Origin of the sequence: Microbulbifer pacificus (assembly GCF_002959965.1) — a bacterium.
Taxonomy (GTDB): domain Bacteria; phylum Pseudomonadota; class Gammaproteobacteria; order Pseudomonadales; family Cellvibrionaceae; genus Microbulbifer; species Microbulbifer pacificus_A.
In genome coordinates, this window is record NZ_PREV01000027.1 from 500,208 (window position 1) to 522,801 (window position 22,594).

General features: G+C 57.8%; 18 protein-coding genes and 1 riboswitch. Of the genes, 10 read left to right on the top strand and 8 right to left on the bottom strand.

Features of this window, described 5'->3' with window-relative positions; genetic code table 11:
* The first annotated feature begins 100 nt into the window (after positions 1-100).
* Complete coding sequence (locus tag C3938_RS12875) at positions 101-1,057, top strand: acetyl-CoA carboxylase carboxyltransferase subunit alpha (protein ID WP_105103691.1); 957 nt, start codon at positions 101-103, stop codon at positions 1,055-1,057.
* Between the two features lie 268 nt (positions 1,058-1,325).
* Here C3938_RS12875 and C3938_RS17890 read toward each other — a convergent pair whose 3' ends face one another.
* On the bottom strand, positions 1,326-1,691 hold the full coding sequence (locus C3938_RS17890) for a hypothetical protein (protein WP_233998883.1): 366 nt from the start codon (positions 1,689-1,691) through the stop codon (positions 1,326-1,328).
* A 10-nt stretch (positions 1,692-1,701) separates the two neighbouring features.
* On the opposite strand from C3938_RS17890, the gene C3938_RS12880 reads away from it, so the two are divergent.
* The 9 genes from C3938_RS12880 to C3938_RS12920 all read left to right on the top strand — a co-directional run bounded on the left by C3938_RS12880 (position 1,702) and on the right by C3938_RS12920 (position 13,981).
* The gene (locus tag C3938_RS12880; protein WP_233998885.1) at positions 1,702-4,629 is read left to right on the top strand and encodes a di-heme oxidoredictase family protein; all 2,928 of its coding nucleotides are present in this window, start codon (positions 1,702-1,704) and stop codon (positions 4,627-4,629) included.
* Between the two features lie 234 nt (positions 4,630-4,863).
* Entirely contained in the window at positions 4,864-5,637 is a 774-nt protein-coding gene (locus C3938_RS12885) for a sulfite exporter TauE/SafE family protein (RefSeq protein WP_105103693.1), read from the top strand.
* 17 nt (positions 5,638-5,654) lie between these two features.
* Positions 5,655-7,022, top strand: coding sequence for a sulfoacetaldehyde dehydrogenase SafD (gene safD / locus C3938_RS12890; RefSeq protein WP_105103694.1), 1,368 nt, complete (start codon positions 5,655-5,657; stop codon positions 7,020-7,022).
* Between the two features lie 216 nt (positions 7,023-7,238).
* Positions 7,239-7,337: riboswitch (TPP riboswitch) on the top strand.
* Between the two features lie 98 nt (positions 7,338-7,435).
* On the top strand, positions 7,436-9,361 hold the full coding sequence (gene thiC / locus C3938_RS12895; RefSeq protein ID WP_105103695.1) for a phosphomethylpyrimidine synthase ThiC: 1,926 nt from the start codon (positions 7,436-7,438) through the stop codon (positions 9,359-9,361).
* A 182-nt stretch (positions 9,362-9,543) separates the two neighbouring features.
* Entirely contained in the window at positions 9,544-10,626 is a 1,083-nt protein-coding gene (thiO, locus tag C3938_RS12900; protein WP_233998887.1) for a glycine oxidase ThiO, read from the top strand.
* A complete protein-coding gene (thiS, locus tag C3938_RS12905) occupies positions 10,626-10,829 on the top strand; it encodes a sulfur carrier protein ThiS (RefSeq protein ID WP_105103696.1) in 204 nt (67 codons plus the stop codon). The genes thiO and thiS overlap by 1 nt, the downstream gene beginning before the upstream one ends.
* A 2-nt stretch (positions 10,830-10,831) precedes the next feature.
* Positions 10,832-11,641 carry a thiazole synthase gene (locus C3938_RS12910; RefSeq protein WP_105103697.1) on the top strand — a complete coding sequence of 270 codons (810 nt, stop codon included), beginning with the start codon at positions 10,832-10,834 and terminating at the stop codon, positions 11,639-11,641.
* Positions 11,638-13,185 carry a thiamine phosphate synthase gene (gene thiE / locus C3938_RS12915; protein ID WP_105103698.1) on the top strand — a complete coding sequence of 516 codons (1,548 nt, stop codon included), beginning with the start codon at positions 11,638-11,640 and terminating at the stop codon, positions 13,183-13,185. The genes C3938_RS12910 and thiE overlap by 4 nt, the downstream gene beginning before the upstream one ends.
* A 19-nt stretch (positions 13,186-13,204) precedes the next feature.
* Complete coding sequence (locus C3938_RS12920) at positions 13,205-13,981, top strand: HesA/MoeB/ThiF family protein (protein ID WP_199775602.1); 777 nt, start codon at positions 13,205-13,207, stop codon at positions 13,979-13,981.
* Between the two features lie 81 nt (positions 13,982-14,062).
* Here C3938_RS12920 and C3938_RS12925 read toward each other — a convergent pair whose 3' ends face one another.
* From C3938_RS12925 to purN, 7 genes are all read right to left on the bottom strand, one after another.
* The gene (locus C3938_RS12925; protein WP_158681684.1) at positions 14,063-15,289 is read right to left on the bottom strand and encodes an alginate export family protein; all 1,227 of its coding nucleotides are present in this window, start codon (positions 15,287-15,289) and stop codon (positions 14,063-14,065) included.
* Between the two features lie 82 nt (positions 15,290-15,371).
* Positions 15,372-16,256 (bottom strand): ABC transporter ATP-binding protein, encoded by an 885-nt coding sequence (locus tag C3938_RS12930; protein WP_105103700.1) that lies wholly within the window; start codon positions 16,254-16,256, stop codon positions 15,372-15,374.
* A gap of 34 nt (positions 16,257-16,290) precedes the next feature.
* Positions 16,291-17,283 (bottom strand): ABC transporter permease, encoded by a 993-nt coding sequence (locus tag C3938_RS12935; RefSeq protein WP_105104510.1) that lies wholly within the window; start codon positions 17,281-17,283, stop codon positions 16,291-16,293.
* An 83-nt stretch (positions 17,284-17,366) separates the two neighbouring features.
* A complete protein-coding gene (locus C3938_RS12940) occupies positions 17,367-18,749 on the bottom strand; it encodes a CmpA/NrtA family ABC transporter substrate-binding protein (RefSeq protein WP_105103701.1) in 1,383 nt (460 codons plus the stop codon).
* A 676-nt stretch (positions 18,750-19,425) separates the two neighbouring features.
* On the bottom strand, positions 19,426-20,856 hold the full coding sequence (locus tag C3938_RS12945; protein ID WP_105103702.1) for an OmpP1/FadL family transporter: 1,431 nt from the start codon (positions 20,854-20,856) through the stop codon (positions 19,426-19,428).
* A 230-nt stretch (positions 20,857-21,086) separates the two neighbouring features.
* Entirely contained in the window at positions 21,087-21,851 is a 765-nt protein-coding gene (locus C3938_RS12950; RefSeq protein WP_233998889.1) for a DUF3108 domain-containing protein, read from the bottom strand.
* Positions 21,852-21,912: 61 nt separating this feature from the next.
* Entirely contained in the window at positions 21,913-22,590 is a 678-nt protein-coding gene (gene purN / locus C3938_RS12955) for a phosphoribosylglycinamide formyltransferase (protein ID WP_105103704.1), read from the bottom strand.
* Between the last annotated feature and the right edge of the window lie 4 nt (positions 22,591-22,594).

Sequence of the window (22,594 nt, forward strand, 5' to 3'; positions counted from 1 at the left end):
CCATTTTCAGTGGACGGGGTCTGTTTGCGACTGATCGGGGTGATTTGGTCGCATTTTCCAACATTTGGCAGGCCCACAGGATTATCAAGGCGCGAATTAAATGAAGTTCAGTTTTCTCGAGTTTGAACAGCCGATTGCGGAACTGGAAAGCAAGATCAAGGAACTTCAGCATGTGGGCGACGACAACGAGCTCAACATCGCTGAAGAGATCACCCGCCTGCGGGAGAAGAGCGAGAAGCTCACCGAATCCATCTATTCCAGCCTGTCGCCATGGCAGGTTGTGCAGGTAGCGCGGCACCCGCAGCGCCCTTATGCCAAAGACTATATCGAGCGCATTTTCACCGACTGGGATGAGCTGCATGGCGATCGTCACTTCGGCGATGACAAGGCAATCATTTCCGGTATCGCGCGCCTTGAGGGCCGCCCGGTGGCGGTGATTGGTGAGGAGAAGGGGCGTACCGTCAACGAGAAGGTAAAGCGCAACTTTGGTATGCCGAAGCCGGAGGGTTACCGCAAGGCACTGCGTGTGATGGAGATGGCCGAGCGCTTCAAGCTGCCGGTGCTGACGCTGATCGACACTCCCGGGGCCTATCCGGGTATCGACAGCGAGGAGCGTGGTATTTCGGAGGCGATTGCGAAAAACCTGGCGGTAATGTCGCGTCTGCGTACGCCGATCATCTGTACGGTAATCGGTGAGGGCTCTTCCGGTGGTGCGCTGGCGATTGGTGTGGGCGACCAGCTGAACATGCTGCAGTACTCCACTTACTTTGTGATTTCTCCGGAAGGTTGCGCGAACATTATCTGGAAGACCGTGGAGAAGGCGCCGCTGGCGGCGGAGGCCATGGGGGTAACGTCCGGGGTGCTGGAGGAGTTGGGGATTGTGGATGAGACCATCGCCGAGCCTCTCGGCGGTGCGCATCGCGATCCGGACCTGATGGCGGAGCGTCTGCGTGATCGCCTGTCTGTTCAATTGGATAAGTTGACGGCGATTCCGATTGACGAGCTTCTTGAGAAACGTTACCAGCGGTTGATGAGCTACGGTAACGTCGCTGTCTGATCCTTTGCTTTGTAGTGGTTCTGAAGCCGGTCCGGTGGCGGTCAATTGCCGGGGACGGGTTTTCAGGACCGAGCTAGGCGCCTCTCTTCAACCCATCCCTGGGCGCTGCGGCGCAAAGTACCCGGCCGCTTCAACGCGGCGCATTCGGCCCTGTTTGCGACGCTCCTGAAAACCGGTCCCCGGCACTTGCCCTTCGCTTTGTATTTTCTGGCTTCGTAGCTGCAGGCTGGATAAGTGCAGTTTCTACATCTTTCTCATCTGTATTTTTCTATCCCACTTTCTTTTTTGGATGAAGTGAATCCAATTCCCTGACCTGGGTTTCCTCTTCATCGCGTGCGGCAATTCCGAACCTGTCGCCTGATTTTTTATTTCCCTCCCGATTTCCACTGCTTGAAAGGTGGGAGGCCATTTCCTCGTCAAAGCACCTTACTTTAATCCTGCCGTTTCCCCGGATGTTCTTAGTTTCCGGAAAAAATGAAATAGAAAAATAATCAGCGATAAACAGGAATTGCATGATGAGGAAAATCAAAACTACGCGACACCCACAGGGTGGCATCGCGGGGCGGCTCGTGGCCGTTGCTTCGCTTCTCTCTGTATTTTCATGGCCGGTTCTGGCCGCGGAAAATCTCTCCATTGGAAAACCGGTGTCGGCGAGTAGTGAGATACAGCCCGCGTCGTTTGCAGTTGATGGCAACCAGAATACGCGCTGGGAAAGTGCGCATCAGGTAGACCCCGGCACTCTGGTCGTGGATCTGGAAGATACCTACCAATTGGAGAGCGTCACTATTCACTGGGAGGCTGCAAATGCTTCAGACTACCTGATCGAAGGCAGTACAAACGGTGTGAACTGGACACAGATCATGAGCCATAGTGGTGGTGCCTTCGGTAACCGAACGGATGTACTTCCCCTGTCCGGCAATTACCGCTATGTGCGTCTGAATGCTTTACAACGGCCTGCGGAAAACATCTGGGGTTATTCGATCTGGGAAATGGATGTGCAGGGTTCGGTGATTATTGATGAGCCGCCGACGTCGGGTGACAACGTGGCTTTACAGGGGAACGCCAGCGCCAGTTCTGGTGATGGATCGCTGGCGACCGATGGTAACAGCGGTACACGCTGGGAGAGCGATCACGGTGTCGATCCCTCGTGGCTGGCGGTGGACCTGGGTTCAGACTATGAGCTTTCCCGTGTGGTTATTGATTGGGAGGCGGCTAACGCGGGGCGTTACGAACTGCAGGGGTCGGTGGATGGCGTCAACTGGAATACGCTGCAGACCTTTACCGGTGGCCAGTTTGGTACACGTAGCGATTCATTGAATATCAGTGGCAATTACCGGCATGTGCGGATGTATGGCACCGAGCGCAGTGCGGGTAATGCCTGGGGTTATTCGATTTGGGAGTTCCGGATTTTTGCCGACGGCACGGATGTCGAGCCGCCACCGGATGTCGATATACCCGCGGATCTTCCACCCCCGGATTTTTCAAACCTCAGCTACGGCACTCTGTTCGATACGGTCTACACGCCGGAAAGTTCGCAGGAATGGTACGTGGAATCCGATGGCACCGTTGTGACTATCGCTTCCGGGCGCGCCCGCTCGCGGCATGAGTCGGAAGATATTTTCTATACCTTCCCCACCCATTACTTTGAACACCGCACGTTCGAAATTGAGATCCACGACCACACGCCAGCCGGAGAAAATCTGCTGGAGATTTTCTATCACCCGGAGTACGCAAACTATGTTCCACCGGGCTGTCGTTCGTCTTACAGCAACGAGTGGCGTGCGGATTTCAATAACAATGCGGGGATGGATGAAAAACTCCAGCAAGCGGCGATGGACGGCACCGGCGAGCGCTGGGTTTGCCGCATCCAGCGGGATGCTCACAACGGCGATGACGGCGTGATGCGCGTGGGTGAGTGGATGGAGTTTGAACTGCAGCAGTTCCTGGGGCGCTTTGAGAGCGACCCGAACGTCCGCGGGCAAGCGGTGTATTACACCGATACCTACCGAATAAAGCTCGGTCAGCCGGGCTTGTTTATCGTGAGCGACGAAGTACTGGACGCGCAGCTGCGCAGTGGTGGTCGTGCATCGGCACCCTATGTTCGTGCCGGCGATGCGGTGCCCGCCGCGGAAGTGATCTCAGTCAACGCCGACAATACCGTAACCTACAAAGCGGCGGCTAACGGCAAGTGGACTCAGAAAGACAACCCCATTGGCGAGGTGGTGACGTACCCCATTCTCGATGGCATCGATGTTTACGACAACTATGTGGTGGGCAGTGGCGTTGCCGATTGGACAACCTTCATGCGCGAAGGGCTGAATACACAGTGGGCAACCCACAACACGTTTATGCAGGGGCGTCGGGTATTCCATACGCGTTTTGATACAGGCGTTCACGAGGAGGCAGGTAACCCGGATTTTCCTGAGCTGGCCAACACCGCCAGTGGTCTGTTGGTGAAAAATTCCTGTTTCGGCTGCCATATCAATAATGGACGCGGCCTGGCGCCCGAGAACAACCAGCCGCTGGATACGCTGGTGACCAAAGTGGGCAGTGGCTATTTCGATGAGCTGGGACAGCCGGAGGCGCACCGGTACTACGGCCGTGTGTTGCAGGGTACGTCTCTGAACGCTGCGATTCCCGCCGAGGCGACGGTGGTGGTGAGTTACACCGAAGAAAATGGCACGTTCAATGATGGCACGTCCTTCTCGCTGCAAGCGCCGCACTACACCGTCAACCGGCATGACACTGCCGGCGGTAGCACGCCATTTATTTCACCGCGTATGCCGCAGAATATTACCGGCCTCGGCCTGCTGGAGGCGGTGCCGGAGAGTGTCCTCCTGGCGTGGCACGACCCGGATGACAGCAATGGCGATGGAATATCGGGGCGCGCGAACATTGTGGATTCTGCATCCGCGGGGGAGCGGCAAATCGGTCGTTTTGGCTGGAAAGCCACGTCTTCCAGCCTGCGGGACTTCGCCGCCGAGGCACTCAGCACCGACATTGGTGTTACCACATCGGTGCTGCCGAACCCCGCCTGCGGCGACCAGCAACTCGCCTGCCGGCAAAACTCTGGGCAGGGCACCGAACTGAGTGACCAGCGCCTGGACGAACTGGTGGTGTACCTGCAGGCGCTGGGCGCACCCTCACGCCGCCCGGATGAGGTCAGCCTGCCCGCGGTGATTGCCGGTGAGCAGCACTTCCACAACCTGGGCTGCGCATCCTGCCATCGGCCATCCATGGAAACCGGGCACCGTCACGATCTCGCCGAACTGCGCGGCAACACCATTCGCCCTTATACGGATTTGCTGCTGCACGACATGGGCGACGAGCTGGCGGACAACCTGACGGCATCCCCGGCGCTGAACCGGGAGTGGCGCACGGCTCCGCTCTGGGGGCTGGGTATGCTGGAAGCGGTCAGTGGCCACAGCAGTCTGCTACACGATGGCCGCGCGCGCTCCATCGAGGAGGCGATCCTGTGGCACGGCGGAGAAGCGGCAGCCAGCCAGACCGGGTATCGCGCCTTGGATGCCGCACAGCGCGCCGAGCTGATCGCCTTTTTACGCTCTCTGTAATTGTTCATCGTCTATTGCCAATGGCGCCTCCGGAGTCGCATGGTATGCGGGTTCGGTGGGCGCCACGGTCCGCCACCCTCATATTCGTAAGTCCGTAAATAACCAGTTATAGGCCCGTGACTACTGGGTTTGAGGCTGTCCTGAGGTTAGACTGGCCACCGCTGAAAATTCGACCAGTGCCCGGTCGCTGCGGCGGAACTAACCAATCCATAACGATACAAGACGAGGTCTGCCTTGGCGGAACTGGGAGAGCTGTTCAGTCTGTTGCCCGGCCAGACGTCCGGTCTGATGCTGGCGGTGCTGCTACTGGTGTGTGTTGTCAGCGCCTTTATCTCCGCGGTAACTGGCGGGGCGGGGGGCATTCTGATGTTCGCCGCCCTCAATGTCGCCATTCCGCTGCGCATGCTGGTACCGATCCACGGTGCCGTGCAGTTGCTCAACAACCTCGCACGTGTGGTTTACGTGCGTGAGCATATCCGCTGGGATCAGTGCATACCGTTTTTTATTGGCTGTACCCTGGGCTCCGCCGCCATGACCCTCGGGCTTGCCAATCTCGACTGGCAACAACTGCCGCTGATACTGCTCGCGGCGCTGATTTTCTACACCGTCTTCAAACCGAAAAAATTGCCGGAAATCCGCCTCAAACCGCGGAATTTTTTCTGGGTCGGTATTGCCACCGGTACGCTCGGAATTATCGCGGGTGCGGTAGATCCATTGCTGGCCGCGTTCTTCGTACGCAAGGACATGACGCCAAAGGAAATCGTCGCGAACAAGTCCGTCATGCAGGCCTGGTGCCATGCACTCAAGGTGCCCGCTTTTATCTACCTCGGCTTTGCCTTCTCCGATCATCTGGGGCTGATCCTGCTACTCACCGTCGCGGCGGTTATCGGCACCCGTATCGGGATAGCACTGCTGAACCGGATCAACAGCGAACTGTTTTTCAATCTCATGCGCGCTGCCCTGCTGGTTGCCGGAGCGCGTATCGTTTACCAGTTATTTGCCGTATAAAAATTACAGGTGTTTCCATGGCCGACTACCAGATCATCAATCCGTACAACGGCGAAGTGATAGAAGCTTACGATTTCCATACCAGAGAGCAGGTTGCTGAAGCCATCGATACTCTGGTCGCCGGCCGTAATATCCAGCTGGCTACGCCTGCGTTCGAACGCTCCAATATCCTGCTGAAACTCGCGCAACTTCTGCTGGAACGCAAGGAAGACCTGGCCCGCGCCATCACCGAGGAAACCGGAAAAACCATCAGCGACAGCCGCGTGGAAATCGACCGCGCCTACAACACCGCACTGTCGAGCGCCATGGAAGCGCGCAATATCAACGGCGAAGCACTGGACTCCGATGCCTTCCCTCCCATGCGCGAAAAAATCGGCGTGGTACTGTGGAAGCCGCTCGGCACGGTACTGTGCATCACGCCGTTCAATTTCCCCATCAACATCGCCATGCACAAAATCGGCCCCGCGTTCGCCGCCGGCAACACCATCCTGTTCAAACCGGGCCCGCAGAACAAACGCTCCGCAGAACTGCTGGTGGAACTCTGTTACGCCGCGGGCATACACAAGTCTGTGCTGCAAATGCTGATCCCGAATATCGAAGCCACCAGCTATGCGGTAAAACATCCGCAAATCCAGGCCATCAACTTCACCGGCGGCACCGCCGCCGCCAACGCCATTGCCGACAATGCCGGTTACAAGAAAATGCTGTTCGAACTCGGTGGTAATGACCCGCTGATCGTCATGCCCGACGCCGACCTCAATGCCGCGGTAAGTGCCATCATCAACCAACGCTTCGCCACCGCGGGCCAACGCTGCACCGCCGCCAAGCGCCTGTTCGTACACAGTGACGTCTTCGACGCCTTCGCCGAAAAACTCGTCACCGCCACCGCCAAATTGAAGGTTGGCGATCCCGCCGAAGACAATACCTTCATCGGCCCCCTCATCCACACCGCCGCCGCCGATGAAGTGGAAGCACGTATCGAATCTGCCGTAAATGCCGGTGCAAACGTCCTGTTCGGCCACAGGCGTGAAGGCAACATCCTCTGGCCAACTATTCTGAGCAATGTCCCCGACGACGCCGAACTGGTTGCAGAAGAAACCTTCGGCCCCGTCGTCCCGCTGCGTAAATTCGACGATGAATCCGAACTGATTTCCCTGATCAATAGCTCACCATTCGGCCTGCAGGCTGGCGTATTCACCCAGAACCTCGCACTGGCCAAACGCCTGTACAACCAGCTGGATGTGGGCCTGCTCGCCGTCAACGACGGCCCCGGATTCCGCGCAGAGCATTTCCCGTTCGGCGGCGTAAAGGAAAGCGGAGTAGGGCGAGAGGGCGTGCGCTACGCCATTCGCGAAATGAGCTACCAGAAAACACTGGTAATTTGATTTCGTTTGAAACGCACTACTCGATGAGAAGGGACTGGCGGCGGGTATGGGTTCGCAAGACCTTCCGCGAGAGGGACCTCGCGGAAGAGCCCCCATGGATGGGTTTACGGCGTGTCTTGCGAACCCATACCCGGTGGCAGGCCCGCCACCAGTCCAGCTTCAAAGCCACTAAAAACACAAACTTGGCGATCCCAACCAATATCCCCTATACTCCGACCCAACTTGTCGGAGTGCCTTCGGGCTGAGATCGCAGTAGCGAGATCCGTTGAACCTGATCGGGGTAACCCCCGCGTAGGGAACAAGATCTGAATTCGCTTATTTTCGGGCGCCATTTTTTACCCGCGCACCCGAAAACCGCTCACTCACTGCACCCCCGGCAATCCACACATGGATACATCACGCAAGGGGTCAGCATGTCTCAAGTCGCCGAACCAAAAACCGATAACAGCGTCAACAAAACCAGTAAAAGCACACGCGCAGCCCAACAGGAAAGCGCCAAAGAATTCCTGGAAAACCTGACCGCCCAACAATTCCCCAACTCCCGCAAAGTCTACCTGCAAGGGGAAATCGAGGGCGTTAATGTAGGCGTTCGTGAAATCTGCCTCGGACAAAGTCTCGTCGGCGGCGACGAAAGCAATCCCGTGTTCGAACCCAACGCACCCCTACAGGTCTACGACACCGCCGGCCCATACTCCGATCCAGACTACAAACCCAACGTCCGCGAAGGCCTGCCCAAACTGCGCCAGAAGTGGATCGAAGCCCGCGGCGATACCGAAATACTCGACTCCCGCCAGGCCGCCTACAGTCAGCAACGTATGGCCGACCAGGGCCTCGACCATATCCGCTTCGACAATCTGCCCGCGCCGCGCAGAGCCAAGTCAGGAAAAAACGTCACCCAGATGCACTACGCCCGCCAGGGCATCATTACTCCGGAAATGGAGTTTATCGCCATCCGCGAGAACATGGGCCGCGCAAGACTTGCCGAACAACTGACGGAAGCGGATTTTGTAAAGGCACGCGAAGGCATCTACATTCCACCGCAAATCACCCCGGAATTCGTCCGTCGCGAAGTTGCCGAAGGGCGCGCCATCATCCCCGCGAACATCAACCACACAGAACTGGAACCGATGATTATCGGCCGCAACTTCCTGTGTAAAGTGAATTCCAACATCGGTAACTCCGCGATTACCTCTTCCATCGAAGAAGAAGTGGAAAAGCTCGTGTGGTCCATCAAATGGGGTGGTGACACCGTCATGGACCTCTCCACCGGCCAGAACATCCACGAAACCCGCGAATGGATTCTGCGCAACAGCCCGGTTCCCATCGGTACCGTACCGATTTACCAGGCACTGGAAAAAGTTGACGGCATCGCCGAGAACCTCAACTGGGAAGTCTTCCGTGATACCCTGATCGAGCAGGCCGAGCAGGGCGTCGACTACTTCACCATCCACGCCGGTGTACTGCTGCGCTACGTACCACTCACCGCCAAGCGCGTCACCGGTATCGTCTCCCGCGGTGGCTCCATCATGGCCAAATGGTGCCTCGCTCATCACAAGGAAAACTTCCTCTACACCCACTTCGAGGACATCTGTGAAATCCTCAAAGCCTACGACGTCAGCTTCTCACTGGGTGATGGCCTGCGCCCCGGCTGCATCGCCGACGCCAACGACGAAGCCCAGTTCGGCGAACTGCGCACCTTGGGCGAGCTCACTGAAATCGCGTGGAAACACGACGTCCAGACCATGATCGAAGGCCCCGGCCACGTGCCCATGCACAAAATCAAAGAGAACATGGATGAACAGCTGAAGCACTGTCACGGCGCGCCCTTTTATACCCTCGGCCCATTGACCACCGATATTGCCCCTGGCTACGACCACATCACCTCCGGTATCGGCGCCGCCATGATTGGCAGCATGGGCTGTGCCATGCTTTGTTATGTAACACCCAAAGAGCACCTGGGTTTACCAAACAAAGAAGACGTAAAAGAAGGTCTCATGGCCTACAAAATCGCCGCCCACGCCGCCGACCTGGCCAAGGGGCATCCCAGGGCGCAAATGAGAGACAACGCCCTCTCCAAGGCGCGCTTCGAATTCCGCTGGGAAGACCAGTTCAACCTCGGCCTCGACCCCGAACGCGCCCGCGCCTACCACGACGAAACCCTGCCCAAGGAATCCGGAAAAATCGCCCACTTCTGCTCCATGTGCGGCCCGAAATTCTGCTCGATGAAAATTACTCAGGATGTCAGGGAGTATGCCGCGAAGCAGGAGGCGGAAAAGGGAATGGAGGAAATGTCGATTAAATTTAAAGACATGGGCGCAGAGATCTATCACAAGGCTTGAGAAATCCTGCCAAGTACGAATCAGGTTGGCGTGAAGGCGCGACTGCCGGGAAGCGTTCACCAGACCTTCTAAAACAGGGATGTTTTAGAAGAGCCCCCATGGATGGGTTTACGGCGTGTCTGGTGAACGCTTCCCGGCAGTGGTGCCGCCCAGAACTTTCCGAGTGAGTAGCAGGGCTTTCCGTGAGCATTGAACGAAATTTAAATATCGGAATTGCAGGCGCCGGCCTGATGGGCCGCCTGCTCGCCTGGCGCCTTTCGAACAAAGGCCATCAAGTATCACTTTTCGAATCCGGTAGTCTGGAAAATCCAACCGGTGCCTGCCACACCGCCGCAGGAATGATCGCGCCACTGTCCGAGCTCTACCACTGCCCACTTCCCATCTACCAACTAGGGTTGCAAAGCCTGCAACACTGGCCAGTATGGACAGCACAACTGCAACAACAAACCGGCATCGAGGTCGACTACCGCCATAACGGCAGTATCCTCATTGCCCACCCACAAGACCGAACCGAACTCCTGCAATTCCAACAGGAGCTCACCGCAAAACTCGGCAAAGACAACAGTCACCAACTCCAGTGGCTCGACGGCCAATCCCTGCAATCCCTCGAACCCGAACTCGGCCGCTTCGACCAGGGACTACTGCTCGCCACCGAAGCCGACATCGACAACCGCAAACTGCTCCCCGCGCTTCTAAAAGCCCTCAAACAAAACAACGTCCGTCTGCTGGAAAACATCCCGGTAGAATGCATCCCAGGAACAATCCACACCCAATCCGGCAGCGAACAATTCGACCTCACCATCGACACCCGCGGTCTAGGTGCCAAACAGCAGATCAACGGCCTGCGTGGCATCCGCGGCGAAGTCATGGTGGTAAAAACCAGCGAAGTGCAACTCAACCGCCCCGTGCGCCTGCTGCACCCCAGATACCAGCTCTACGCCGTACCCAGAGCCAACAATCAATTTGTCATCGGCGCCACCGAAATCGAAAGCGAAGATATGAGCCCCATCTCCCTGCGTTCCAGCATGGAACTCTCCAGCGCGCTCTATTCTATCCACCCCGCGTTTGCTGAAGCACGCATCCTGGAAACCCGCGTCAACTGCCGCCCAGCCACCATGGATAATTTACCCATCGTGGAATGCGAACCCGGCCTGATCCGCGTCAACGGCCTCTACCGCCACGGCTTCCTGCTGGCACCGGCCCTCGTCGCACAGGTGGAAAACCACATACATCAAATTATTTCTGAAACAGAACAGGTGACCTGATGAATTTAATGGTCAACGGTGAATCGCTAACGGTTCAACAAAGCGAACAAACCATTGCCGGTGTGTTGCAACAACTCGGCTACAGCGGCGAAATATTCGCCGTCGCCCTGAACGGCAATTTCGTCGCGCGCGCCACTTATGGCGAAACCTCACTCCATGATGGCGACTGCCTCGATATCGTCGCCCCGGTGGTGGGAGGTTAACGATGCAGGACAAACTGAAACTCTACGGCAAGGAATTCAGCAGTCGCCTGTTGGTCGGCACCGCACTGTATCCATCCCCGGCGATCATGCGCGAATCCGTCGCCGCCTCCGGGTCGGAAATCATCACCCTGTCCCTGCGCCGCCAGAGTCCGGAACAACAACAGGGAAAAATGCTGTGGGACTACATTCGCGAATCCGGTTGCCAGCTGCTGCCGAATACCGCCGGCTGCAAAACAACGAAGGAAGTGATCGCGCTGGCGGAAATGAGTCGAGAAATATTCGGCACCGACTTGCTCAAGCTCGAGGTGATCGGCGACGACTACAATCTGCAGCCGGATCCATTTGGATTGGTTGACGCCGCGCGGGAACTGATCAAGCGCGGCTTCAAGGTGCTGCCGTACTGTACCGACGACCTGGTGGTATGCCGCAAATTGCTGGATGTGGGTTGCGAAGTGCTGATGCCCTGGGGTTCGCCCATCGGTACTGGTCGCGGGCTGATGAACAAATACAACCTGCAGACATTGCGCGAGCGACTTCCCGATACGCCGCTGATTATCGACGCCGGCATCGGTGCACCATCACAGGCGGCGGAAGCGATGGAATTGGGCTTCGATGCGGTGCTGCTGAATACTGCCATCGCCAAGGCCCAGAATCCGGTATTGATGGCCGAGGCGTTCCGGCTCGCAGTGGCCTCCGGCCGCGCCGCGCGCAATGCGGGACTGATGCTGAAACGCCAGACCGCGAGCCCCAGCACGCCCACTCTGGATATGCCGTTCTGGCAGCAGACCGTCAGTAGCGGAGAAAAGGTATGAGTACTACTCAACCATCGCGCCCGATCGTATGGACCATTGCCGGCAGTGATTCCGGTGGCGGAGCCGGTATCCAGGCGGACCTGCTCACCATGCACGACCTCGGCGTGCACGGCTGCAGCGCCATCACCGCCAATACCGCCCAGAACACCCTCGGTGTGCCTGCCATCAACGCCGTGTCCGACGAGGTGCTGCAATCTCAACTTGACGCGCTGCTCGCCGATCTGAAGCCGGCGGCGATCAAGATCGGCCTGCTGGCCAATGCGGCGCAGGTCAGACTGGTGGCCAATTTCCTGCGGGTATTGAAAGCGAGCGGAGAAAACATTCCCGTTGTGTATGACCCAGTGGCGGTCGCCACCAGTGGCGCGCAGCTGACGGAAGATAGCACCGGCGCGGCGGTAGTGAACGAGTTGTTACCCGTGTGCGATCTGCTCACTCCCAACAGTATCGAACTGGAATGGCTGGCGGGTACCAAGATCGAGAGCGCGATGGAAATCCTGAGTGCGGCACGAAAAGTCCGGGGAGAACATCACTGTTCACTGCTGGTCACCGGTGGCCACTTTGAGATCGAACCCGGCACCACCGCGGATCTGTTATGCCGTGGCTCGGATGAGAACATCTGCGAAGACTGGCTGATCGGCAAAAGAATCGACACCCGCAACACCCACGGTACCGGCTGCACTCTGTCTTCCGCTATCGCCGCGCTGCTGGCGCTGGGCTATCCGCTGAACGACGCCTGCGTGGTGGCCAACGCCTATGTGCGCCGCGGACTGCGCCTCGGCAACTGCGAACATATCGGAACCGGTGCTGGCCCCGTGGGGCACTGCGGTTGGCCGACGGAGCTGAAGGATTTTCCGGAAGTGCTGGTGGTCGGCAGTCGGCGCGCCAAGCGATTCGGTGTTTACAGCGAATCCGCCGCGGCCAATTTCGCCGCGGAGTTCGCGCAGCTGGATTCAAACCGCCTCGGCCTGTATCCGGTGGTGGATACCGTGGAGTGGATTGAGAAGCTGGCGGTGGAGGGGGTGCGCACCCTGCAATTGCGCATTAAAAGCCCGGGCAGCGATCTGCGCGCACAGATCGAGCGCGCCGTGGCCATTGGTCGCCGTTACAACCTGCGCTTGTTTATCAACGACCATTGGCAGCTCGCCATCCCGTGTGGCGCTTACGGCGTGCACCTCGGGCAGGAGGATTTACGGAGTGCGGATCTGAGGGCTATTCAGCGCGCGGGGCTGAAACTCGGCATCAGCACGCATGGTTTTTTCGAGCTGCTTTACGCCTGGCAGTTTCGCCCCAGCTACCTTGCCATCGGCGCCATCTATGCCACCAACACCAAGGATATGAGCGGACAGCTGCAGGGGCCGCTCAAGCTCGCGCGCATGGCCGCGCTGTTGCCGGACTATCCGCTGGTGGCCATCGGTGGCATCAACCTGCCGCGCGCATCAGAGGTGGCCGCGAGCGGTGTTGGCAGCATCGCGGTGGTCACCGCCATCACCCAGGCCCCCGACTACCGGCAGGCTGTGGCACAATTACGCGCTGTTATTGAGTAATCGGGAAGGCCGGAGTCAGATGGTGTTGAGTCGCAAACAGTTGCAGCGCTACAGCCGCCAGATCATGTTGCCGCAGATTGGCGAGGCGGGGCAGGAGAAGCTCGGTGCCGCGCGGGTGTTGATCGTCGGCCTCGGCGGCCTCGGCAGTCCAGCCGCGCTGTATCTGGCGGCGGCGGGTATCGGCGAGCTGCATCTGGTGGACGGAGACACGGTGGAAATATCCAACCTCCAGCGTCAGGTACTGTACAAGACCAACCACCGGGACAAGGAAAAGGCGCAGGTGGCGGCGCAGCAACTGACTGCCGCCAACCCGGAAATCCGCGTGCACGCCCACACCCGCATGGCCGACGAGGCCTGGTTGACCTCACTGCTGTCGCAGCAGCCTTTCGATCTGGTGTTGGACTGCACCGACAATCTCAATATCCGTCACACCATCAACCGCGTATGCCGCGCACAGAAGGTACCGGTAGTCATGGCGTCCGTGCGGGGGTTTTCGGGGCAGTTGGTGAGTTTTGATTTCCGCAGCGCAACCAGTCCCTGCTACGCCTGCCTGTTTCCCCCAACAGCGGAACAGCGCGATCTGCCGGAAGTGGAAAACTGCTCCACCGTCGGCGTGATCGGTCCCGCACTGGGCATGATGGGCAGCGCCCAGGCGCTGGAAGCGATCAAACTGATTACCGGCCTGCCGCTTTCCAGTCTCAACCGTCTGCAATTGTTCGAGGCGGCGACGCTCGAATGGCGGGCGCTGGTGCTGCCGGAAAACAGGCATTGTCCAGTGTGTGGTCCGGCAGAATAACGGTTGAAAAAGGCCCGGCCTTGCGGCCGGGCAAGGGCTCAACGAGTAACCGGAAATGCGTTGATGTTCCTGTGAGGATGATCAGAATTTCGCTTCAGCGGTGAGCCACAGCTTGTCCGTATCCACGCTGAATTCGTCGGCGCTGTAGGCGCTGTATTTCATACTCAGGTTCACGCCCGCGAGCGCACCGGATACGAGGAAACCGGCTTCACTACCGAGTTTGTCCATACCGGAAACACCGCTGTCGTCTGAGCTGATCTGATGATAATTGAGTGCTAACTTGACGCCGCCGAGGCTGGTGGCCAGCGACAGGTACGCATCTTCGATACCGCCGGCAATATTGCCGGTGCCGCCGCCGAGGAACTGGTCTGCCCAGCCCTGGAACATATGCAGGGTCGCGAGCGGGGTGATGAACTGGCCGTTGGTGCCGTCCGCACCGAGCAGCTCATAGCCGCCCGCCAGGGTGAACTGACCCAGCTTGACGTTTGCTTCGGCCAGCAGATAGTCCGCGTCGTAGTCCGCCGGATTATCGGCCGCGGAGGACTGGGTGGCGTACTCCAGCGCGTAGCCGATGTTGGCCTGGCTGCCGGCAAAACGCAGGCCGTAGGTGTCGGTGGAGAAGGCCGCGGCGTCGTCGTTGTCCAGCAGGTAGGCATAGCCGCTCAGTGCGCCGGCGGAAAAGCCGGTGTATTTGGCATTCAGCAGGTAGCTGTCGTTGCTGTGGTCGCCGGCGGGGCTGTCTTCACCGAAGATGCGATTGACGTTGTGCACGTGGGCGGCAAACAGGGTAGTGTTTTCGAAGCTGGTATTGCTTGCACTGAAGCCGTCGTAGGTCTGTTCGTTCTGACGGAAGCCGACGCCGCCGACAAAGCGCTGGTTGTCCAACAGGATGCGCTGACGGCCGTATTTGAAGGTGGTGGCACCAGCAGTGTAGGCGAGATAGACCTGGTTCACTTCGGTGCCTTCGGGGTCACTGACACCGCCTTCAAAGTCGGTGACATGGGTGACGTCGTCCATTTCAATCAGAGTAGTGAAACCCTGGTAGCTGGCGGACGCAAAGGTCAGGCGGGTCTGCAGGGTGGTCAGGTCCATGTCGTTGCCACCGACGTCGACCATTTCCGTACGCGCGCGCAGGCCGAGCGTCACTTCGCCCTGGGCCAGCGCATCGCGGAAACTGGTGACGCCCGGGGCCTGCTGTTCCAGCGTTTCCTGCGCCTGCAGTGGCGCGGTGATGCCGATCGACAGGGCAGCGATGGCGGTGGCGAGTGCGCGGCGGGAAGTCAGAAGACGGTTCATTGTAATTTGCATGGTTTGGTTCCTGGTTCTGGTTATCTGAAAATGTATTGGTCAACTATTCGTATTCGCGGATTCCTGGCATAGCGTGGAATCGTCACGCTGCATCTACTACGGCTTCTTTTTCTGCGTTGCGCGTGGGTTTGACATCGACCTTCCGCGTTGACGGAGGTGTGCTTTTCTTTTTCACCGGGACATCCGGTTTGCTGTGGCGCTCGTGCAGGAATTTCAACACTTGCGCGCGGTACTGGAGATACTGTTGGTCGTAGGCCAGCGCCAGCCGCTCTCGCGGCCGCTCCAGATCGACCTCGAGAATTTCGCCGATGGTGGCAGCGGGGCCGTTGGTCATCATCACGATGCGATCCGACAACAGCACTGCCTCGTCCACGTCGTGGGTAATCATGACCACCGTGTTATTCAGTTCCGCCTGGATTTCCATCAGCGAGTTCTGCATATGTGCTCGGGTCAGCGCGTCCAGTGCACCGAAGGGCTCGTCCATCAGCAGCACCTTGGGTTGCATGGATAGCGCACGCGCGATACCCACACGCTGTTTCATACCACCGGAAATTTCTCCAGGGCGCTTGTGCATGGCGTGGCTCATGTGCACAAGCTCCAGGTTGTGCTCTATCCACGCGCGCATTTCCGCCCGGGATTTGCTTTTGCCGAATACCTGCTTCACCGCCAGCTCGACGTTTTCGTAGGCGGTGAGCCACGGCAGCAGGGAGTGGTTCTGAAACACCACCGCGCGCTCCGGACCCGGTTCGGTCACTTCCTTGCCGCCCAGAATCACACCGCCGCGGGTGGCCCGGTAGAGGCCCGCTACCACATTCAGCACGGTGGACTTGCCACAGCCGGAATGGCCGATCAGTGAAACAAACTCCCCCTGCCGGATTTTCAGGTTCACATCGCGCAGGGCGGTGAAGGTGCCCTTCGGTGTGGGGAATTCCATGTCGATATGGCTGATATCCAGAAGTACGCTCATAGTGTCGATCTCCTTGAAAATGATTCGGTGCCGGTTACTGGGTAGCGGCCTTGTCCCAGGATGCGAGCTTCTGCAGCGTCAGCATGCCTCGGTCCAGCAGGAAGCCGATAAAGCCGATCACCAGCACCGCGGCCATGATGCGCGCCAGGGAGTCGGAGCTGCCGTTCTGGAATTCATCCCACACGAATTTTCCGAGCCCCGGGTTCTGTGCCAGCATTTCCGCGGCAATCAGTACCATCCAGGCCACACCGAGAGACAGACGCATACCGGTGAACATCATCGGTACCGACGCGGGCAGCACGATTTTTTGCACATGGCGCAGGGCCGGCAGGCGCAGTACCTTGCTCACGTTCACCAGATCCTGATCGATACTGGCGACTCCCACCGCGGTGTTGATCACCATGGGCCACAGGCAGCACAGGGTCACGGTGATCATGGAATTGAGGAAGGACTTCGCGATCAACGGATCGGGGCTGGTGTAGAGTGCGGACACCACCATGGTGACCAGCGGCAGCCACGCCAGCGGCGATACCGGCTTGAAGATCTGCACAACCGGGTTGATGGCGGCGTTTAGGGTTTTACTGAGACCGATGGTGATCCCTAGAGGCACAGCAATGACCACCGCCAGCAGGAACCCGCTCAGCACCGTTACCAGGCTGGTGCCGATTTGATCGATGAAGGTTGCCTTGCCGGTGTAGGCGCGGATTTTGGGATCAAACGTCGGGTCTTCCGCGAGGCGCTGCGCGTTACGCTCCTCCTGACGCTGGTAGAACGCGCGCTCCTTTTCCCGCGAGCGCTGGTGCTCGCCGTAGAGCGCATTGAATTGATCCATTACCGCGGCAGGTCCGGGAAATTTCCCCAACGAGGTATCAATATTCTGCGCGGTGACCGACCACAGCAGCAGGAATGCGAGTATGCCGAGCAGTGGCAGTGCGACCAGCTGAAAGGCGTTGCCGACAAAACTACCGTCGACTTGCGGCACTCGAAACTTCAATAAGCTTGAGAGCGATGCGGTAATTGCGTTCATGATACTACCTCGGTTCTCGATGAGCATTTTTAGTGTTGCGTGGCGGGCGTACCGGGTATTCGTCACCATGCGCCCGCGTTTGATCACAATTTTTGTCCGGACTTCAGGCCGATAGAAAATTTATTGATGTATTCGTTGGGTGCGTGGCCGTTGTAGACAATGCCGTCGATAAAGTGGGTCTGCGGATCGCGGAACCCATCTTCCGTAGCAAAGTCCGGAAACTGGTCGGCGCTGGCCAGCTTGTCGACAATCAGGGATTTGGCCGCGGCCTGGTAGATATCCGGGCGGTAGACTTTCGCCGCCAGTTCCTTGTACCACTCGTCGGATTTGTCTTCGGAAATCTGTCCCCAGCGGCGCATCTGCGTCAGGTACCAGATGGCGTCGGAGTAGTAGGGGTAGGTGGCGTGGTAGCGGAAGAACACGTTGAAATCCGGTACTTCACGCTTGTCACCTTTCTCGTATTCAAACGTGCCGGTCATGCTGTTGGCGATCACATCGTAGTCTGCGCCCACGTAGTTGGACTGGGACAGGATTTTCACCGCTTCCGGACGATTCATGTTGTTGTTTTCATCCAGCCACATGGCCGCACGGATCAGTGCACGGGTGATACGCACGGTAGTGTTGGGGTATTTTTCCGCGAATTCTCGCGTGATACCGAACACTTTTTCCGGGTTGTCTTTCCAGATTTCGTAGTCGGTCACCACCGGTACGCCGATATCCTTGAACACCGCCTGTTGGTTCCAGGGTTCACCTACGCAATAGCCGTAAATGGTGCCGGCTTCCAGAGTGGCGGGCATCTGCGGTGGCGGAGTTACGGAGAGCAGTGCATCCGCGTCGATCTGCCCGGAAATATCACCCTTGTGTGGCGCATAGTAGCCGGGATGGATGCCGCCGGCGGCGAGCCAATAGCGCAGCTCGTAGTTGTGGGTGGAGACCGGGAATACCATGCCCATGTTGAACGGCTTGCCGTCGGCCTTGTATTTATCCACCACCGGTTTGAGTGCGTCGGCCTTGATCGGGTGCACCGGTTTGCCGTCGGGCTGCCTGGGGATATTCGGCTTCATCTGTTCCCAGATCGCGTTGGACACGGTGATACCGTTGCCATTCAGATCCATGGAAAAGGGCGTGATGATATCGGCCCTGGTGCCGAACCCCATGGTGGCGGCGATGGGCTGGCCTGCCAACATGTGGGCACCGTCGAGGCGGCCGTCGATCACACCATCCAGCAATACTTTCCAGTTGGCCTGTGCCTCGATGGTGACGTAAAGACCCTCGTCTTCGAAAAAACCTTTCTCGTAGGCGATGGCGATTGGGGCCATATCCGTGAGCTTGATAAATCCAAAGGTCAGCTCTTCCTTTTCCGGATAGCCCAGCTCCGCGGCCTGTGCGGTGCAGACTGCACTACTGAATCCCACCACCAATACCAGGGACGAAAAGATATTTTTAAAGGGTGTTTTCCACAGCATGGTTATTGTGCTCCTGCGATCAAAGGGTTTTCAGAATCCGTATGGCAATTATTCAGCGCAAAAAAAAGCGCTCACCGATACTCTGCCAAGGGGCAGGATCGGTGAGCGCCTCTGCTCAAGGGAAACGCAATACGCGTCGCCAGTCTGTTTTGTACTCCGGGCTAATGGTTTACCCGGTCAATCAACGGAAATGGGTGGTGTCGAGTGTCGGAACATTTCGGTGCAGATAATTTGCGGGGCCGTTATCTGCAAGGTTTCCACCATTACTTTTAGCCTTGCAGTCTCTGTGCCAACTTTTTCCGGGGGGGGAGGGAAGAATATAAATGCGTTCAATGAGCAGGTGGATCTAATGGCGCTATCCAGTTCTATACATTGCGCAAGTGATTGAAATTATTGTCAGTTTGAGGTTTGGTCCGGTGCTCGGTGCATAGCGATGCTGCAGATAAAAATCTGGTCCCGCCAGAGCATGGGGCGATTAAGGGAGCGATTTCAGCGAAGGTATCACATACATATTGCGTGTCGCAGGAGGCTGTTACCGTGTGCGGTGGAAGCCGTTCTGGTGCACGCGCTATAAAACAGCGCAGGGCGCTGGATGTCCACAGGCCCATGGGTGGACAAAAAAAAGGGGCCGGATGTTTAGTCCGACCCCATTGGCAAATCTTATTCCGCCTGCATATCAGAAGCTGTAGTTCAGGGACGCTCCCACCAGCCAGGCTTCGAGATTGGTAGTGCCACCATCAAAGTAGGTGGGGAGCGGTGAAGCGGTGAACTCCTGAATCGGTTCATCGTCACCCCACAGATAGGCGAGGCCGGCATCAATGCTCAACTGGTTGTTGAACTTAAAGGTACCGCCGAAGGTCACCCACTGGCGATCCGCATCCGGGATGGAAAGGGTACGCCAGGTTACCGGCAGACCACCGGGAATACCCAAAACCTGTTCGGTTTCCAGTACGGCGTCTTGATTCAGTCCATCGCGTGCGGCGCCTTCGTCATAGGCGTAACCCATGCGCCAGGTGACTTCCTCGCAGGGGTAGTACTCCAGGCCCAGGCTGTAGCGCCAGCCGCTCTTGAAGTTCTCTTCTTTGATGTGCAGTGGGTTGTAATCAATCGGCCCTACACCGTTGGCGGGCTGATCGGGGAAGAAGGCCTCAAGACGCTGGAAATCGTCCCAGTCGGTCCAGGCAGCCCCGAAGGCGATACCCCAGTGATCATCGAAGCGATGATAGATACCCAATTCCGCCATGTCCGGCAGATCCAGCGTCAGGTTGGCGGGCTCATTATGCAGCAGCGCTCCCGTTGTGAGAGAACGCAGGAGGTCGGAATCCACATCCGCGTCGATTTCCGGGTCGAGCTCAGACTGGTAGGAGAGGCCGATATGGGTGCGGCCATCTACGCTGCGCCACAGTGCACCGATGCTCCAGCCATAGTCCCAGTCATCGCCATCGGCATTCAGCAGGTACGCGTCGGAAAGTGGTGTGGGAAGGTAGGGGTCGAGAATAAAGTCGTTGGGGACTTTGCTCTTCAGGGTTGCGTCCGCATACAGGAAGTTCACCGACACGCCGATGCTGAACTGATTGTTGTAATCAAAGGCGACGGATGGCGCAATATTGACGCTCAGCAGCTCAGTCTGGTCCGCGATATGGGTCACAGGCCAGTTGGAATCGAAATCGGTTTCCAGGCCGTAATCGGTGTTGACGGCGAGGCCGAATGACCAACAGTCATCGAAGGGAACTGCCAGGTAGGCATTGGGCACCCAGGCGCTGCTGGCGTAATCATTCGCCTCTGCATACACGGATTCGCTCAGCACGCCGAGAGGCGTTGGCAAAAAATAAGTTGTTGTACCGGCGGCGTCGATTTCCGGATTCACATAGGTGACGCCGACGGAAAAGGCGATTTCATTGAACAGCGCAGAACCAGCGGGGTTGCGTGCAAGAATGGCGGCGTTGTCACCGATGGCGTTTTCCGCAGCGAAGGCGCGGCCGAGACCAGAACTGCTGGATTCCTGAAGTAAAAAACCGGCGGCCATTGCACCGCTGGAAAAAATGCCGCTGGACACGGAACAGATCGCCGCAGCCAGTGCGGCTTTACGCAGTGTTTTGATAGTCATGAGGTCCCACTCTATTGCTGAAATTTACGCCGACGGGAGAACGATGCCCGAATCTGGCTGAGAAGCATTTCCTGAAATGGTTTTACTGAAGCAAACAAATTCTCAGTAGCTTGATTCTAGCAGTGAGAATTTTACGCTCGTGGAGAATGCGGCGACTTTATAGTGGTCCTGAGCGGAAAAATCTACGCTTTGGCGTAGATTTTTATGCAGATGTGAAAAATTTTTCGGATTTATTTTTTAGCGCTGACTTCTTTTCCGTCGATGGATAATTTTGTCAGGGTGATTTGGTAGCTTTTGCCATTATCTTCCCGCTGCATAAGCTTTACCAACGCATAATTCCAATCGGGTGCAAACCAGATATTGGTGACGCGCTCGGCATCCTCACCGCGTACCCGCTGCACCTTGATCGTTTCGATCAATCCCATTGATGTTTGCAGTTTTTCCCGGCCTGTAACTTCGAATTCGTATTCGCGAATTTTTTTGCCATCGGCCACCTGGTACTTCAGTGGTGATTTTCCATTGGCAACGTCGACGGCCAGTTGCAGCTGATAGCTGATCTTGTCCTGGATATTGTCGGGGGCATTCTCAATACTGCGGGATTTGTCGTACACATTGATCACGCGGGTGGCGCTGTCTTCAAAGCTGAGCGCGGTGTGACGGTCTTTGCCGAGGCCGGACTTCTGGTAATCGTAATGCTGCGGAATCAAACGCAATCCCTGGCGGGTGAAGCGGGAGTACTCCTCTATTTTGGCGAACATGGAGTGAGCGGAAAAATCGAGGCGCCAGCTTTCGGGGCCGCCGCTCAGCTTGCGCTCGGCAGTGACGCCAAAACCGCTGAACTCTGCCTGGTAGGTGGCGGAGAAGGGGATAAGGATTTGAGGGGGCGGTGAGGTGGTGGTGCCTTCCTCGGCAATCACGAATGCTCCGGGCGCCAACGTGAGAGCGAGCGTAACAGCGAATACGGAAAAAGCGTTGAATGCTGCGTAACGTGACAAGATTCCACCTCCGGCCTGTAATTCTGTTTCCATGATTCAGGCCGGAAGTGTAGCCGGCCTGTCAGTCGAGACGCTTGCCGCTGCGTGGCAACAGTTCGCCATCCAGCTCGGCGCGGTCGCCGACCATTCGGAGTCGCCCCTGGGCAAACCAGCTGGCGACCAGGGTGTAGATCCGATGTTCCTGTACCAGTACCCGTTGTGCAAGGGTTTCCGCGGTATCACCGGGTTCGATGGGTACCACCGCCTGCACAATGGGAGGGCCGCCATCCAGCTCTTCGGTGACAAAGTGCACGGTAGCACCGTGTTCGCTGTCGCCTGCGTCCAGGGCGCGCTGGTGGGTGTGCAGGCCCTGGTATTTGGGCAGCAGAGACGGGTGAATGTTCAGCAGACGTCCGCTGTAATGGCGCACGAAGCCGGGAGTAAGGATGCGCATGAACCCCGCCAGGATCACCAGATCGGGGCGGTAGGCGTCAATGACCTCAGTCATCGCGGCATCAAAGCTTTCCCGGTCCGCAAAGTCCCGATGGCTCAGGACTTCGGTGTTGATACCTGCGCTTTTTGCCCGGGTCAGGCCATAGGCGTCCGCCTTGTTGCTGATCACCGCTTCCACGGTGAAGTCACAAGCGGCGTCCGCAGCGGCATCGAGAAACGCCTGAAGATTGCTGCCGCTGCCGGAGATCAGTACTACGGCGCGGCATTTTTCGGTGGCGTTGGGCGTGGTGTTGGTGTCGGAGGGCATGGGG